The organism is Bradyrhizobium sp. SEMIA (genome assembly GCF_014844175.1).
GTDB lineage: Bacteria > Pseudomonadota > Alphaproteobacteria > Rhizobiales > Xanthobacteraceae > Bradyrhizobium > Bradyrhizobium arachidis.
This window is the reverse complement of record NZ_CP046601.1, coordinates 8,174,351-8,190,186: the sequence shown is the minus strand read 5'-3', so window position 1 is coordinate 8,190,186 and position 15,836 is coordinate 8,174,351. Positions and strand designations below refer to the sequence as shown.

At 65.1% G+C, this 15,836-nt stretch carries 12 protein-coding genes and 3 pseudogenes; 9 read left to right on the top strand and 6 right to left on the bottom strand.

What is annotated here, in order from left to right; all coding sequences use genetic code 11:
- Positions 1-11 precede the first annotated feature (11 nt).
- The 6 genes and pseudogenes from cyoB to FOM02_RS39260 all read left to right on the top strand — a co-directional run bounded on the left by cyoB (position 12) and on the right by FOM02_RS39260 (position 5,745).
- Positions 12-2,009: a cytochrome o ubiquinol oxidase subunit I gene (gene cyoB / locus FOM02_RS39285; RefSeq protein WP_027565012.1), complete on the top strand. Its 1,998-nt coding sequence runs from the start codon at positions 12-14 to the stop codon at positions 2,007-2,009.
- Positions 2,010-2,639, top strand: a complete 630-nt coding sequence (gene cyoC / locus FOM02_RS39280; protein ID WP_027565013.1) for a cytochrome o ubiquinol oxidase subunit III — start codon at positions 2,010-2,012, stop codon at positions 2,637-2,639.
- On the top strand, positions 2,636-3,016 hold the full coding sequence (gene cyoD / locus FOM02_RS39275; RefSeq protein ID WP_027565014.1) for a cytochrome o ubiquinol oxidase subunit IV: 381 nt from the start codon (positions 2,636-2,638) through the stop codon (positions 3,014-3,016). The genes cyoC and cyoD overlap by 4 nt, the downstream gene beginning before the upstream one ends.
- Positions 3,013-3,860: pseudogene (locus tag FOM02_RS39270) on the top strand (SURF1 family protein). Before cyoD ends, FOM02_RS39270 begins: the two are co-directional and overlap by 4 nt.
- A pseudogene (locus FOM02_RS39265) lies at positions 3,832-5,222 on the top strand (ATP-binding protein). Before FOM02_RS39270 ends, FOM02_RS39265 begins: the two co-directional pseudogenes overlap by 29 nt.
- Entirely contained in the window at positions 5,212-5,745 is a 534-nt protein-coding gene (locus FOM02_RS39260) for a response regulator transcription factor (protein ID WP_027565016.1), read from the top strand. Before FOM02_RS39265 ends, FOM02_RS39260 begins: the two are co-directional and overlap by 11 nt.
- Before the next feature lie 69 nt (positions 5,746-5,814).
- On the opposite strand, the gene FOM02_RS39255 is transcribed toward FOM02_RS39260, so the two are convergent.
- Positions 5,815-6,708 carry a LysR substrate-binding domain-containing protein gene (locus tag FOM02_RS39255; RefSeq protein ID WP_027565017.1) on the bottom strand — a complete coding sequence of 298 codons (894 nt, stop codon included), beginning with the start codon at positions 6,706-6,708 and terminating at the stop codon, positions 5,815-5,817.
- Positions 6,709-6,849: 141 nt separating this feature from the next.
- Here FOM02_RS39255 and FOM02_RS39250 point away from each other — a divergent pair, with 141 nt between their 5' ends.
- Positions 6,850-7,521: a hypothetical protein gene (locus FOM02_RS39250; RefSeq protein ID WP_027565018.1), complete on the top strand. Its 672-nt coding sequence runs from the start codon at positions 6,850-6,852 to the stop codon at positions 7,519-7,521.
- Between the two features lie 15 nt (positions 7,522-7,536).
- Positions 7,537-7,938: a nuclear transport factor 2 family protein gene (locus FOM02_RS39245; RefSeq protein ID WP_027565019.1), complete on the top strand. Its 402-nt coding sequence runs from the start codon at positions 7,537-7,539 to the stop codon at positions 7,936-7,938.
- Positions 7,939-8,031: 93 nt separating this feature from the next.
- Here FOM02_RS39245 and FOM02_RS39240 read toward each other — a convergent pair whose 3' ends face one another.
- The 5 genes and pseudogenes from FOM02_RS39240 to FOM02_RS39220 all read right to left on the bottom strand — a co-directional run bounded on the left by FOM02_RS39240 (position 8,032) and on the right by FOM02_RS39220 (position 15,048).
- Positions 8,032-8,850 (bottom strand): CarD family transcriptional regulator, encoded by an 819-nt coding sequence (locus FOM02_RS39240; RefSeq protein ID WP_084335133.1) that lies wholly within the window; start codon positions 8,848-8,850, stop codon positions 8,032-8,034.
- Between the two features lie 345 nt (positions 8,851-9,195).
- Positions 9,196-9,534 (bottom strand): ferredoxin FdxA, encoded by a 339-nt coding sequence (gene fdxA, locus FOM02_RS39235; RefSeq protein WP_025033361.1) that lies wholly within the window; start codon positions 9,532-9,534, stop codon positions 9,196-9,198.
- 132 nt (positions 9,535-9,666) lie between these two features.
- Complete coding sequence (locus FOM02_RS39230; protein ID WP_084335135.1) at positions 9,667-9,936, bottom strand: RNA-binding S4 domain-containing protein; 270 nt, start codon at positions 9,934-9,936, stop codon at positions 9,667-9,669.
- A gap of 22 nt (positions 9,937-9,958) precedes the next feature.
- Positions 9,959-13,356, bottom strand: a pseudogene (locus tag FOM02_RS39225) (helicase-related protein).
- Positions 13,357-14,184: 828 nt separating this feature from the next.
- Complete coding sequence (locus tag FOM02_RS39220) at positions 14,185-15,048, bottom strand: DUF3108 domain-containing protein (protein ID WP_027565023.1); 864 nt, start codon at positions 15,046-15,048, stop codon at positions 14,185-14,187.
- Positions 15,049-15,519: 471 nt separating this feature from the next.
- On the opposite strand from FOM02_RS39220, the gene rpmB reads away from it, so the two are divergent.
- On the top strand, positions 15,520-15,828 hold the full coding sequence (rpmB, locus tag FOM02_RS39215) for a 50S ribosomal protein L28 (RefSeq protein ID WP_027565024.1): 309 nt from the start codon (positions 15,520-15,522) through the stop codon (positions 15,826-15,828).
- Positions 15,829-15,836: the final 8 nt, after the last annotated feature.

Sequence of the window (15,836 nt, the reverse complement as noted above, 5' to 3'; positions counted from 1 at the left end):
AGAGATCCAGCATGTCTCCTGATCTTCTCAAGCTCATCTTCGGCCGACTCGGCATCGATTCGCTGCCGTTCCACGAGCCGATCCTGGTTGGCACCTTCGCAGTGGTCGCGCTCGGCGGCATCACGCTGTTTGCCGGCGTGACCTATTTCCGCCTCTGGGGCTATCTCTGGCGCGAATGGTTCACCACGGTCGACCACAAGCGCATCGGCATCATGTACATGATCCTCGGCATCGTGATGCTGCTGCGCGGCTTCGCCGACGCCCTCATGATGCGTGCGCAGCAGGCGCTCGCGTTCGGCGGCTCCGAAGGCTTCCTCCCCGCCCATCACTACGACCAGGTCTTCACCGCCCACGGCGTGATCATGATCTTCTTCGTGGCGATGCCGCTGGTCACTGGCCTGATGAACTACGTCGTGCCGCTCCAGATCGGCGCGCGTGACGTGTCGTTCCCGTTCCTGAACAATTTCAGCTTCTGGATGACGGTCGGCGGCGCGGTGCTGGTGATGGCATCGCTGTTCATCGGCGAGTTCGCCCGTACCGGCTGGCTGGCTTATCCGCCGCTGTCCAACATCGGCTACAGTCCTGACGTCGGCGTCGACTATTACATCTGGGCGCTACAGGTCGCCGGCGTCGGCACGACGTTATCGGGCATCAACCTGATCTGCACCATCGTCAAGCTGCGCTGCCCCGGCATGACCATGATGAAGATGCCGGTGTTCACCTGGACCTCGCTCTGCACCAACGTCCTGATCGTCGCCTCCTTCCCCGTCCTGACCGTCGTGCTCGCGTTGCTCTCGCTCGACCGCTACGTCGGCACCAACTTCTTCACGAACGATTTCGGCGGCAGCGCCATGATGTACGTGAACCTGATCTGGATCTGGGGTCATCCCGAGGTCTACATCCTGGTTCTCCCCGCCTTCGGCATCTTCTCCGAGGTGACCTCGACCTTCTCCGGCAAGCGCCTGTTCGGCTACACCTCGATGGTCTACGCCACGGTCGTCATCACCATCCTGTCGTACCTGGTCTGGCTGCACCACTTCTTCACGATGGGCTCAGGCGCCAGCGTCAACTCGTTCTTCGGCATCACCACGATGATCATCTCGATCCCGACGGGCGCGAAGATGTTCAACTGGCTGTTCACGATGTATCGCGGCCGCATCCGCTACGAGCTGCCGATGCTGTGGACGATCGCCTTCATGCTGACCTTCGTGCTCGGCGGCATGACCGGCGTGCTGCTCGCGGTGCCGCCGGCCGACTTCGTGCTGCACAACAGCCTGTTCCTGATCGCGCATTTCCACAACGTGATCATCGGCGGCGTGGTGTTCGGCGCGTTCGCCGGCATCAACTACTGGTTCCCGAAAGCGTTCGGCTTCAAGCTCGATCCGTTCTGGGGCAAGCTGTCGTTCTGGTTCTGGGTCACCGGCTTCTATCTCGCCTTCATGCCGCTCTATGTGCTCGGCCTGATGGGCGTGACCCGCCGCCTGCGCGTGTTCGACGATCCGTCCCTGCAGATCTGGTTCGTCGTCGCCGCGATCGGCGCCGGCCTCGTCTTCCTCGGCATCATGTGCATGCTGATGCAGTTCGCGGTCTCCTTCCTCAAGCGCGAGCAGCTCAAGGACGTCACCGGCGATCCCTGGGACGCGCGTACGCTGGAATGGGCGACCTCCTCGCCGCCGCCGGACTACAACTTCGCCTTCACCCCCGTCGTTCACGACAATGACGCGTGGTGGGACATGAAGAAGCGCGGCTACCAGCGTCCGCTCACCGGGTTCAAGCCGATCCACATGCCGAGCAGCACCGGCACCGGCATCATCCTCGCCGGCCTCGCCACCGCAATGGGCTTCGGCCTGATCTGGTACATCTGGTGGCTGGCGGCCGTGAGCTTCATCGCGATGCTCGCCGTCGGCATCGGCCACACCTTCAACTATCACCGCGACTTCGACATTCCGGCTGAAGACGTCATCCGGACCGAAGACGCGCGCACCAAACTGCTCGCCGGAGCCAAGTAAATGACGATCGCTGTCAATCCCACCCAAACCGGCGAGCCGATGTTCTACCTCGCCGACGAACACCCGCATCCGGAAGGCTACAGCACCTCGCTCGGCTTCTGGATCTACCTGATGAGCGACTGCCTCATCTTCGCGATCCTGTTCGCCACCTTCGGCGTGCTCGGCGGCAACTACGCCGCCGGCCCCGCGCCGAAAGACCTGTTCGACCTCAACCTGGTCGCGGTGAACACCTCGATGCTGTTGCTGTCGTCGATCACCTACGGCTTTGCCATGCTGACGATGCAGCAGAACAAGGTCGCCCAGACCCAGATGTGGCTGGCGATCACCGGCCTGTTCGGTCTCGCCTTCATCGGCATCGAGCTCACCGAGTTCGCCCACATGATCCACGAAGGCGCTACCCCTCAGCGCAGCGCCTTCCTGTCCGCCTTCTTCACCCTGGTCGGCACCCACGGCCTGCACGTCTCCTGCGGCCTGATCTGGCTGGTGACGCTGATGGTGCAGGTCTGGAAGTTCGGCCTGATCGAGGCCAACCGCCGCCGCCTGATGTGCCTGTCGATGTTCTGGCACTTCCTCGACGTGGTCTGGATCGGCGTCTTCACCTTCGTCTATCTCCTGGGAGTCCTGCGATGAACACCGATACCCACGCAGCCGGCGCGCACGACCATCACCACGGCGATAGCCACGCCCACGGCACGTTCTCGACTTATATGCTCGGCTTCGTGCTCTCGGTCGTGCTGACCGCGATCCCGTTCTGGCTGGTGATGAGCGGGGCACTGCCGAGCAAGCAGATCACCGCACTGGTCATCATGGCGTTCGCGGTCGTGCAGATCGTCGTGCACATGATCTACTTCCTGCACATGAACACGACGTCGGAGAACGGCTGGAGCATGATGGCGCTGATCTTCACCATCGTCATGGTGGTGATCGCGCTGTCCGGGTCGCTGTGGGTGATGAACCACCTCAACAGCAACATGATGCCGATCCACCAGATGACGGGAATGAAGTGAGCGACACCGGGACCGTGACGGGCAAGGCAGAGGGGACGCGCGGCAAGACTGCGCGCCCCTCTTTGTGGCTCACGGTCCTCTCGCTCACCGCCATTGTCCTTCTGATCGCGCTCGGCATCTGGCAGGTCGAGCGCCGCGCCTGGAAGCTGGCGCTGATCGACCGCGTCGAGCAGCGCGTCCATGCCCCGGCCGAGCCGATTCCCGCGCCAGCGTCATGGCCTGCGGTCACCGCCGCGAACGACGAATACAGGCACGTCCGCCTCGCCGGTCGCTTCCTGCACGATCGCGAGACGCTGGTTCAGGCCGTCACCGAGGAGGGTCCCGGCTATTGGGTGCTGACGCCGCTTCAGCGCGATAACGGCACGCAGGTCCTGATCAACCGCGGTTTCGTGCCGTCCGAGCGGCGCGACGCATCGACGCGCCAGAGCGGCAATCCCGACGGCAAGGTCGAGATCACCGGCCTGTTGCGCATGACCGAGCCGAAAGGCGGATTCCTCCGGAACAATGTGCCCCAGCACAACCGCTGGTATTCGCGCGATGTCGCCGCGATTGCGGCGGCACGCAGCCTCACCCACGCCGCGCCGTTCTTCGTCGATGCTGACGCCGGATCACAAACCGCCGGCGGGCCGATCGGCGGATTGACCGTGATCCGCTTTCCCAATAACCACCTGATCTACGCGCTGACGTGGTTTTCCCTGGCTTTCATGCTGGCCGGCAAGCTTTTCGTCACATTCGGCGGCGGGCTGTTCCGCCGCACGCGCTTCGTCCACGAACCGGAAGGCGGGCCCGATGCGCCGCCCGCAGGACGGGATCAGATGCTGAAACGATCGTCGAACAGGCCTGACGACGGAAGAACGCAGACGCTTGCGGGTAGCGCCGTCACGCTGCAATCGCAGGCGGACGCGCGCGGCGAGTTGATCGGCGCTGCGCCGACCGACGACGAGACCAACCGCAAGAACATGGCGCTGCTGATCCAGCTGCGCTGGACCGCGGTGGTCGGCCAGATCGTGACCATCGGCGGCGTGCATTTCTGGCTCGGCATTCCCCTGCCCCTGGAGCGGATGGGCGCGGTGATCGGCGCGCTGGTGCTGCTCAATGTCTCCAGCCTGATCTGGGTGCGCCATCGCGCCGCGATCTCCAGCAACGAGCTGCTTGTCGCCTTGATGCTCGACGTCGCAGCGCTCACCGCGCAGCTTTACCTCAGCGGCGGGGCCACCAATCCCTTCACTCGCTGTTCCTGCTTCAGGTGACGCTCGGTGCGGTGCTGCTCGATGCCCGCTCGACCTGGTCGCTGGTCGCGCTGACCTGCGCCAGCTTCGTCTGGCTGACGATCGCCTATCGCCCGCTCGACCTGCCGCCGAACCCGCTGAGCGAGACCTATACGCTCACGGTCGCCGGCATGCTGCTGGGCTTCGTGCTCAATGCGGTGCTGCTGGTCGTATTCGTCACCCGCATCAACAGGAATCTGCGCCAACGCGATGCGCATCTGGCGGCGCTGCGCCAGCATGCCGCCGAGCAGGACCACATCGTGCGCATGGGGCTGCTCGCCTCCGGCGCCGCGCATGAGCTTGGTACGCCGCTGGCCTCGCTCTCGGTCATCCTCAGTGACTGGCGCCGCATGCCGGATCTCGCCGCCGATCAGGAGCTCGCCGAGGATCTCTCGGAAATGGAAACCTCGCTGCAGCGCTGCAAGACCATCGTCACGGGCATCCTCGTATCGGCCGGCGAAGCGCGCGGCGAAGGCTCCTCGCCGACCACGGTAACGGCGTTCGTCACCGCGCTGGTCGAAGAATGGCGCGACGCGCGCTCGGCGCGCACCCTCTATTTCGTCAACACCTTCGGCGAGGATGTCGCGATCGTCTCCGACATCGCGCTGAAACAGGTCATCTTCAACGTGCTCGACAACGCCTATGAGGTCTCGCGCGACTGGGTCGAGCTCGTGGCCGAGCGCGAGGGCGACAATCTCGTGCTGGCGATAAGCGACCGCGGCCCGGGCTTCGCGCCGGAGATGCTGGCGCAGCTCGGAAAACCCTATCAGTCGAGCAAGGGCCGCGCCGGCGGCGGGCTCGGCCTGTTCCTGGTGGTCAACGTCGTGCGCAAGCTTGGCGGCAGCGTGACCGCCGAGAACCACAGGAAGCGCGGCGCCACCGTCCGCCTGACGCTGCCGCTCGCAACGCTCGCGATCGGAGACAAGTTTGACACCTGACCGCTCGCTCATTGTCGTCGAGGACGATGCCGGCTTCGCGCGCACGCTGAAGCGCTCGTTCGAGCGCCGCGGCTACGAGGTCGTGCTGGCGGCCTCGATCGAAGAGGTGCGCAAGGTGCTGGAGGAGCGCTCCTTCGGCCATGCCGTGGTCGACCTCAAGCTCGGCGGTGCCTCCGGACTCGCCTGCGTCGAGCTACTGCACACCCACGATCCGGAGATGCTGATCGTGGTGCTGACAGGCTTTGCCAGCATCTCTACCGCCGTCGAAGCGATCAAGCTCGGCGCCTGCCACTATCTCGCCAAGCCGTCCAACACCGACGACATCGAGGCCGCCTTCAACAGGGCCGAAGGCAACGCCGAAGTCGCGCTCGACACGAGGCCGACCTCGATCAAGACGCTGGAATGGGAGCGCATCCACCAGACGCTGATCGAAACGGACTTCAATATCTCGGAAGCGGCCAGGCGATTGGGGATGCATCGGCGCACATTGGCGAGAAAGCTCGAGAAGCGGCCGGTGAAATGAGCCGTCGTCCCGGGCTCGCGCTTCGCGCGCCCCGGGACGACGCCGAATATGTCGCGGGTCCCTGCGGCTTCACGAACCCGCCGCCCCCGCGAGCGAGCCAACCTTGGAGAGAAGCAGCTTCAGGATCGGAGACTTGTTCGCCTTGTGATAGGCGACAACGAGGTCGAGCGTGGGCGCCTCTCCCCGCACCGGCCGGGTCGTGATGGTCTCGGGCAGATATCGCCTGGTATAGGCCGGCAGCATCATGACGCCGCGAGTCGATGCAATCATCGAGATCGCGTGGACGACGTTGTGCACTTCGCGGTCGGGCTTGAGGTCGATACCGGCCCGGCCAAGATAGTCGAGCACGATGCGGCGCACCGCGGGCGCGGATTTGGAAGGCAGGTAGAAGGTCTCGCCCTTGATCTCCTCAGGCGCCACTGCGGATTGTGAAGCTAGCCGGTGATCGCTGGGAAAGACGAAGACCAGCGGATCGGTGCGCACGCGCCGGCAGGCCAGATCCCCCATGTTCTCTTCGGGCCGGATGAAGGCGGCATCGAGCTTTCGCCGCATCAGTGCCCTGGCGAGTGAAGGCGAGTAGTCGCTCGACAGGCGGATGTCGATGCCGGGAAATGCATCGCGCAAGACGCGATCCACCTCCGGCAGCAGGTCGATCTCGGCGCCCGACAGAAAGCCAAGCGAGAAAGCCGGCTTCGGCGGTTGCGCGGCATGGAGCGCGGCTTCCTTTGCGGCGTCCGCCTGCAGCAGCGCCATTCTGGCGTGATCGAGAAAGGCCCTGCCCGCCGCCGTCAGCGCGATGCCCTGGGCACTGCGGCTCATCAAGGGAACGCCGACCTCCTGCTCGAGGTCACGGATCTGACGGCTGAGCGACGGCTGTGACGTGTGCAGCTTCTGCTCGGCCGCAACAGTCAGGCTGCCTGCGTCGGCCACGGCAACGAAGTATCGGAGATGCCGAAGCTCCATCGCGATCTCCCATGCTCATCGGGCATGGGCCCAGCTTACAAAGTCTTTTTCAGCACAGCCAGCCGACCGTATAGCCACCGTCAGCGAGGTCTGCCTCGCAGGCAGGACGCGCCTCAGGCACCGTACGGGAGCGAGCTCCGCATGTTCAAAGGCATTCAAACGGCGCTGCTGATCCTCGCGCTGGCGGGAGCTGGCGAAGCCGCCGCGCAATCCCCCAACGATCAATCGAAGGCAAACGGCATGGAAACGGATGTGGCAGGGTTGAAGCAGGCGATGCTCGGCGAGTGGGAGAGCATCGCACCGGAAGTGCGGCCGAGCGCGGCCAAGAATTCTGACGGCTCACTCAAGCCGTTCTATCTCAAGCGCACCTTCAAATATCAGCCGTCCGACCGGTTCGAGCTCGAGATTGTCAACTCGGCCGATCCGTTCGGGGCGGTGCCGCTGGCCCGCATCAGGATCGGCGGGCACATGCTGTGGCGGGGCGCACATCCGATCGCCCCCGGTGCGCAAAAGGTCGACTTCGTCGCCGACGAAGCCTACGAGGTCACGCCGCTGGCGATAGGGTTTGCCGATCTCCTCAACAAGGTCGCCTCAGCCGGATACGCGCCGTGGACGGTCGATACACCCCAAAGCATCTTCGGCAAGACATTCGCGCCCTTCGGTCTCCAGCAAGGCACGAACTTCATGGAGTACGACCTCGTCTATCTCCGTGGCAGCCTGCTGTTCTGGGGCGCCCGCAATATCGACGGCCGCGGCTTCGATACCGAGCAGAACCGGCCGACCAATTTGCAGATTCCGCTGATCAGGAAGTAACGGAGGAGCACAGTCATGAGCGGGGCCGGCCAGGATCACCGCGTCAAATTCGTCCTCGACGCATTCGACACGCTCTTCAACAAGCGCGACTACGCCGCGGCCGAGCGCCTCTGGTCCGCGCAATATATCCAGCACAGCGCTCATATCCCGCCGGGCCGCGACGGGCTGTTTGACCTCGTCAAGGGTCTGCCCGCCACGTTGCGCTACGAGAACCACGTCGCGGCAGCGAGCGGCGATTTCGTCATTCTCCATGGACGCTTCAGCGGGATTGGCGCGCCGGCCGCATGGGTCGTTGCCGATATCGTGCGGCTGGAGGATGGCATGCTCGCGGAGCATTGGGACGTCATCCAGGACGAAGCAACGCAGGCGCAATCGCGCAGCGGCCTGCCGATGTTCGGCGACCGTTTCCCGGCCTGACCACGGTCACACGAAAGCTGATCGCCACCGCGTTCTCAAACAAAAAGCCCGGCCGAGCGGCCGGGCTTTTGATCTCTTGCGATCGACGTGGGCTTACGCGGCCTCGTCGGCGACGGTGGTGTCGTCGCCATCCGTATCGTCGGCATCGCCCTCGGCATCGCTCTCGCCTTCGCCGTCGGCAGCTTCCGCCTTGGCGTTGGTGCGGCGCGGGCTCTTCGCGAGCTGGGCCTCGATCTCCTTGACCGCTTCGGTCTCGGTCGAGTGCTGCACCACCGCGATCTCGCGGGACAGACGATCGAGCGCCGCTTCATAGAGCTGGCGTTCGCTGTAGGACTGCTCCGGCTGCGACTCCGAGCGGTAGAGGTCGCGCACGACTTCCGCGATCGCGACGATGTCGCCCGAATTGATCTTCGCTTCGTATTCCTGGGCGCGGCGCGACCACATGGTGCGCTTGACGCGGGCGCGACCCTTGAGCGTCTCCAGCGCCTTCTTGACCAGCGCGGGCTCGGACAGCTTGCGCATGCCGACGTTGGCGACCTTGGCGGTCGGAACGCGGAGCGTCATCTTGTCCTTGATGAAGTTGATGACGAACAGCTCGAGCTTCGCGCCGGCGATCTCCTGCTCCTCGATGGCCAGGATCTGGCCGACGCCGTGAGCGGGATAGACCACGAATTCGTTGGCCTTGAAGCCCTGACGCTGGGTCACGACCTTCTTTTCCTCGACCTTCGGCGCAGCAGCGGGCTTCACGGCCGGCTTGGCGGCAGCAGCGACGGGAGCCTTGGCAGGCGCAGCTGCAACGGGGGCCTTCGGCGCGGCGGGCTTGGCAGCGTGAGCCTTAACAGCAGCGGGCTTGGCAGCAGCAGGCTTGGCAACGGTCGCTTTCGCGGCCGGTTTGGCAGACTTGTTAGGCATTGCGCTTCTTTTGTTCTTCGAGGACTTTGCAGCCGGCGCCTTCGTCGCGGTCCGACCCTTGGATGCGCTACGGCTGGCCGCGGCGACTTTTTTGGCCTCCTTATGGGAAGCCCTCGCTGAAGTACTCTTTTTACGCGTTTTCTGTGACACAGCCTGCGCGCGGAAACTGCCACGCCCCTGTTCGACATTTTGGTTTCACGGGAACCCAGAGGGGCCAACGGGGCTGACGGGGTTCGGCTCAATGTGCCCAATATAGCACATTTCCCGCAAAAATCAATGATTTAGGGGCTTTTGTGACTGGTTTTCGGCGCCGACGAAGGTATTAGGGTTAAGTTTGGACCCGATTCAGTCTCCGGAACCGGGGTTCGGAGAAAAATATTTCTCGAACTTGCCGTCCATCCCGTCGAATTCCTTGGCGTCGGCGGGTGATTCTTTCTTCTGGGTGATGTTCGGCCAGCTCTTGGCGTAGTCGGCGTTGACCTGGAGCCACTTTTCCAGGCCCGGTTCCGTATCCGGCTTGATGGCGTCGGCGGGGCATTCCGGCTCGCACACGCCGCAATCGATGCACTCGTCCGGATGGATGACGAGCATGTTGTCACCCTCGTAGAAACAATCGACCGGGCAGACCTCGACGCAGTCGGTGTACTTGCACTTGATGCAGTTTTCAGTGACGACGTAAGTCATCCAACGCTCCGAAAAGCTCTCTTAAAAGTCGCGGCTTGCGTAGCGCGGATGGCCCGGCGCCGCAAGGTCGGGAAGCCCCGATCATGACGGCTTTATGTGGTTGATCGACCAAGAAATGAATTCGAAGCGCAATTAATTGCCCCGAGAACCTGGATTGCCTTCGCTCAGCTCCTCGTAGAGCACACGGGCCGAGGCAGCATCGCCGCGGCGTTCGTTGAAGGCGGTAACTTTCAACACACGCACCGTGCGATCGAGCGCGATGGTAAGGACATCACCGAGCTTGATCGCATGGCCCGGCGATGTCTCGCGGGCGCCGTTGACGCGGACGTGGCCGGACTCGACGAGCTCGGCCGCGGAGGTGCGCGCCTTCACCACCCGCGCGTGCCACAGCCATTTGTCGATGCGCTGCCGCTCGGTCGTGGGATCACTCCTTCCGACCGGACAGCTGTTCCTTCAGCGCGGCGAGCTTGGCGAACGGCGAGTTCGGATCGATGGGACGATCGCGCTCGCGCGGGTTGGCGCTCGAGGCGTAGGGACGGAGCGAGGGACCGGACTCGCGGTCGCGACGATCGCGGCCCTTGTCGCGGTCGCGACCGCCACGGTGCTCGCGCTCGCCCGGCTTGCCCTTGTTGCGATCGCGGTCACGATCGCGATCCTTGCCCTCGAAGCGGCGGTTGTTGTCGCTGCGCTGCTCGCGGCGCTCGCCACCACCCTCTTCGCGACCCTTGCGGAAATCCCTGCCATCCCTGCGATGACCGCCGCCGTGACGATGGCCCGGCTTCGCGCCTTCAGCAGCTTCGCCGGGCGCGGCGCTCGCTGCACCGGGCGCGGCGCCCGCTTCAGCACCGGCCTGCGCGGCTGGTTGTGATGGCGCTGGTGGCGATGGCGGCTCGTGGCGCGGCTTGCGATCCTCGTGACGGCCGCCGGGACGCCAGACCTCGACCAGCTCGGGCTCGGCGGGCGTAGCAACAGCCTCGACGGGCGCAGCGGCATCCGCCGATGCGGCGGCTTCCGTTGCAGCGGTCTCGGCAGGAGCGGCTTCAAGACCGGCAGCCTCCGTGGGCGCAGCGGTTTCTTCCGCCGGCGGAGCGATGCCTGGAGCGTCCTCGGGCGTGACGGGAGCCTCGGGCGAGGCTTCCAGCGCCGGCTCCTCGTGCGCGGGCTCGTCGTGCTGCTCCATGCCGGGCGCGTCTTCGACGGTGACGGGTTCAGCAACTGGCGTATCAGAAGCGGCGGCCTCGGCCGGCAGACCGGCGACGGCTTCAGCGGCGGTCTCGGTCGAGGTCTCCGCGCTGCCTTCAGTGGGCGGCGTCTCGGCCGCAACTGTCTCGGCGGCAGGCGCTGCCGGCTTCACCGGCAGCGGCGGACGCTTCTCCATGCGATAGCCGAGCGCGCGCAGCACCGAGGCGAAATCCTCACCGGCCGAGCCGGTGAGCGAGGTCATCGCCTGCGTCACCACGAAGCTACGGCCATCGAATGCGCCGGCGGGCTTTTCGCCGGGCGAGTTCTCGCGCCAGGCCAGCGCCGGGCGGATCAGATCGGCAAGACGCTCCAGGATGTCGACGCGCACGGCGCGCTCGCCGGCCTGCTTGTAGCCGAGCACGCGATAGGCATCGCGCGGTAGCTGCTTGTCGACCGGGAACGAGGTGCGGCCGGATGATGCCAGATGCTGCGCGCCCGAGAGCGAGGACAGATCGACATTGTCCTGCTTCAGCGCCCACAATAGCGCAGCGAGCGCACGCGCGGCGGGCTTCAGGAGGCCGGGGAAATAGATGTGATAGGCGCCGAAGCGCACGCCGTATTTGCGCAAGGTCGCGCGCGAGGGCTGGTCGAGATCCTTCAGCTCGTTCGCGATCTTCGGACGCTCCAAAACGCCGAGCGCCTCGACCAGCTGATAGGCGATGCCGCGGGCAATGCCGGTGACGTCCTCGGCCTTCGACAGCTCGAACATCGGCCCGAGCAGCTTTTCGATATGCGTTTTGAGCCAGAGCTCGAGGCGCGCCTGCACCTTCTCGCGGGGGCCGCCGGTGAGGCGCTCGTCGGAGATGATCCGGATGCGCGGATGCAGCGCGTCGTCTGCGGCAGACAGCCGCGCCACGGCATCGCCGGTCCAGCGGATCATGCCCTCCGAGGTCAGCACGAACTGGTCGTCCGGCGCGTTGCCCAGTTTTTCGGCGCGCGCATTGATCTCGCCGGCGAGCACCGCTTGCGCTGCAGCCTGCAAGGCTTTCGCATCGGAGCCGGCCTCCGCCGCATCCGGTGCAAAGGTGAAGCCATCGAGGCGGCCGATGACATGGCCTTCGACGATGACTTCGCCGGTCTTGCCGATTTCAGTATTCAAGCTCGTGTTCTCCCGCAGGCGGCGCATCAATACACTGGTCCGACGATCAACGAAACGCTCAGTCAAGCGTTCATGGAGCGCATCCGATAATTTATTTTCGACCTCCCGCGCGATCCCCTGCCAGCGTTCGGGGTCTTTCAGCCAGTCCGGGCGGTTGGCGACGAAGGTCCAGGTGCGGATCTGCGCGATCCGGGCCGACAGCGTGTCGATGTCGCCGTCGATGCGGTCGGCCTGGTCGACCTGGGCCGCGAACCAGGAATCGGGGATGCAGCCCTTCTGCATCAGGAAGCCGTAGAGCGTGGTCACGAGCTCCGCATGGGCGGCCGGCGACAGCTTTCGGTAATCCGGGACCTGGCAGGTCTCCCAGAGCCGCTCCACGGCGGCCTTGCCATGCGCGATATCGCGCACCTCGACGTCGCGGGCGCGTGGTCGAGCACGCGCATGTCCTCGGCGATCGGCGCACGCGTCAGCACCTCGTGGCCGGGGGCCAAGTTCAGCGACACCTGGAGCGCGCCGAGCGAGGAGAAATCCAGCTTCGAGTTGCGCCATTGCAACATCTTCACGGCATCGAAGGTGTGATTCTGCAGCGCGTTGACGAGCTCGGGCTCGAACGGCGCGCAGCGCCCTGTCGTACCGAAAGTACCGTTGCGCGTGGCGCGTCCGGCGCGGCCGGCGATCTGCGCGAATTCGGCCGGCGTCAGGCGGCGGAACTGGTAGCCGTCGAACTTGCGGTCGGAGGCGAAGGCGACGTGGTCGACGTCGAGATTGAGACCCATGCCGACGGCGTCGGTGGCGACGAGGTAATCGACATCGCCGTTCTGGAACATCGCCACCTGCGCATTGCGCGTGCGCGGCGACAGCGAGCCCAGAACAACGGCAGCGCCGCCATGCTGGCGGCGGATCAGCTCGGCGATGGCGTAGACCTCATCCGCCGAGAAGGCGACGATGGCGGTGCGGCGCGGCTGGCGCGTGATCTTGCGGTCGCCGGCGAATTCGAGGCTGGACAGGCGCGGCCGCGTGATCATGGAGACGCCCGGCAACAGCCGCTCGATGATCGGGCGCATGGTCGCTGCGCCCAGCAGCAGCGTCTCGTCGCGGCCGCGGCGGTTGAGGATGCGGTCGGTGAAGACGTGGCCGCGTTCGAGATCGGAGGCGATCTGGACCTCGTCGACGGCGAGGAAGGAGACATCGATATCGCGCGGCATCGCCTCGACGGTGGAGACCCAATAGCGCGGGTTCTTCGGCTTGATCTTCTCCTCGCCCGTGACCAGCGCGACGCTCTCGATGCCCGCGCGGTCGGCGATCTTGTTGTAGACCTCGCGCGCAAGCAGGCGCAGCGGCAGGCCGATCATGCCGGAGGGATGCGCCAGCATCCGCTCGATGGCGAGATGGGTCTTGCCGGTGTTGGTCGGCCCGAGCACCGCAGTGACGCCCGCGCCGGGTGCGCGCTCGGAAGCGAAGGGGGAGGAAGAGAAGGGCATGTCTGGGGGATTAGGTAATGGCGATTTGGGCGAATGTCAGTGCTGGATGAGGCGTGTTGGGGGCTCGTGCCCAATCCCGTCATCCTGAGGTGCGAGCCGTGCGGCGCATCGCGCCGTGCGGGAAGCCTCAAAGGATGAACGGCCCGGATGCCAGCCGAGTGGCACCAGCCGGGCCCGTCGTCCTTCGAGGGCCGCTGAAGAAGCGGCCACCTCAGGATGACGGGACGCACCACCGATCGCGTGGGAGCGCGCTCCCCAAACCTCGCGCAACTGTCTCACTTTGCGACGCTTTTCCCGTTCTCTTAAGCTTCGGAACGACTCTAGAACGAATCGCGGCCGAATCGCTGACTCCCCATTGAGTCCTGTTACGTTCACGCAACATGTCGCGGGACTCGTTTTGCGTGTGCACTAGATGGAGTTTTGGGGTGCCGCACAAGCGACGATTTGAGGACGGAAATGCTTAAGTTGGGGACGAGCCTGAGTCGAATCAGAATTGGGAAGGAGTCAAATGGATTCCTGTTCCAGGCGCCCAAACCCATTTCGCGAAAACAACCCCATGCACAGTAGAACCGGCCCGCCGCCGGAAGGGCGGGGTAACGGCGGGTAAGGCGTTGATAGAGCGTGAAAAATCCTGCCGATCCGTCATCCTGAGGTGCGAGTGGCGCGGTGCGCAGCATCGCGTCGGGAGCCTCGAAGGATGGACGGCCCGGATCGGGCGGCATGCCGGGCTATTCGCGCGGGAACAGCCGGGCTGTCGCCCTTCGAGGGCCGCTGAAGAAGCGGCCACCTCAGGGTGACGGTCTGAGAGGTGAGTGCGCGGCTAAAGACCTACTGCGTCTTCGCGACGCGCGGGGGCTGGGGCGAGGTGATGAAGCTGGTGGCTTCCAGCATCGCCGGGCCGAGCGGCGTCGGGACCTTCAGCCAGAACGGGACCAGGATGCGCGTGCCGGCGACGGGGGCAAACGCGATCTCGATGTTGCGCTGGGCGGCGAGGTATTTGATCACCGGGCGGTCGGGGATGTAGCCGGCCACGGGGACGAAATAGAGCGCGCAGACCACGACCGGGCCGCGATAGCCCTTCTCGGCCTTCACCGTCTCCATCCGCTTGAAATCGAGCTTGAGGTCGTAGCGCATGCGGCCGTCGAAGACGGGCGCGGCGTTGTGGCAGGCATCGGGCGTCACGGGATCGCCGGTGCCGGGCACGCGGAGCAGCGAGGCCGTCATCGGATCCCAGACGCCGCGGCGATGCGCGTCGGTGACGACGATGCGATCAGGATCGACCGGCGGCTCCGGCACGATGCCGAACTCCTTCACATTGCCCTTGTCGAGGGTGATGTGGATCTCTTCGGTCTTCTTCGAGGTGGTGGTGGAGGCCTGGTAGCCGGTCGCGACCAGCGCGCCGTTGACGACGCGCCCCTGCGAGGCACCGGTGCCGGACCCGCCCGCGAACGACTTCAAGAGCCCCGTGGTGCCGCCGGAGGCTGCGGCCGCGAACACGTCGTCGCCGATATCGATGTTCCAGGCGCCTTTGCCGACGGGAATGCCCGCCAGGGTCGCCTCATATTGCGCCTCGAGCTTGCCCTGCGCCGCCACCGGCTCGGCGCCCCACGCGAGCGCGAGCCCGCAAAGGGTCGAGAAGGCCAGCCGGCGAGCCGAGCGCGGCCGGGACGCAAGTCGGGGAGGTCTGGGCACGAAACGATCCAATCGGGGCGCGACGGTTGTTACTTAAGCCAAAAACCGCGGCGGGCAATGTGTCCGGGCATCCAGCCTGGAACCTGACCGGACTTTTCAAGCCCGATTGCGCCCTTTATGTGATGGTAAGGGGTTTCAATCATTGCCGTTTTGGTGATCGGGGCGCATCAGGGGCGCGCACCCTCTCACCACCCATTCCGTCGTCATGCCCCGCGAAGGCGGGGCATCCAATACGCCGCAGCTTCTCGGTTCCAGCCGCGCGGCCGGTGGAATACTGGATCGCCCGGTCAAGCCGGGCGATGACACCGTGGTGGGGCAGAGCGCGGCCCCAAAACCCCGCCCAAAACCTTGACGTCCCGCCCCTTCCCCCCTATACGTCCGCCCGCTCCCTGCAAGGACAGAGAATTTGCCCCTGTGGCGCCCCGAATGGCGGCCGCAACTCATTGGGGGCTCGAACCAAGGAACTATGCCATGTCTCGCCGCTGCGAACTGACGGCCAAGGGCCCCCTCGTCGGCCACAAGGTCAGCCACTCCAACATCAAGACCAAGCGCCGCTTCCTGCCGAACCTCGTCAACGTGACGTTCATCTCGGAAGCCCTGGAGCGCAACGTGCGCCTGCGCGTCTCCACCAACGCGGTGAAGAGCGTCGACCACAATGGCGGCCTCGATGCCTTCCTGCTCAAGGCCAACGCCGACGTCCTGTCGCCGCGCGCCCTGGAGTTGAAGCGCGCCATCCAGAAGAAGGTCGGCGACACCGCGCCGGCGAAGAAGGCCAGCTAAGATTTCCA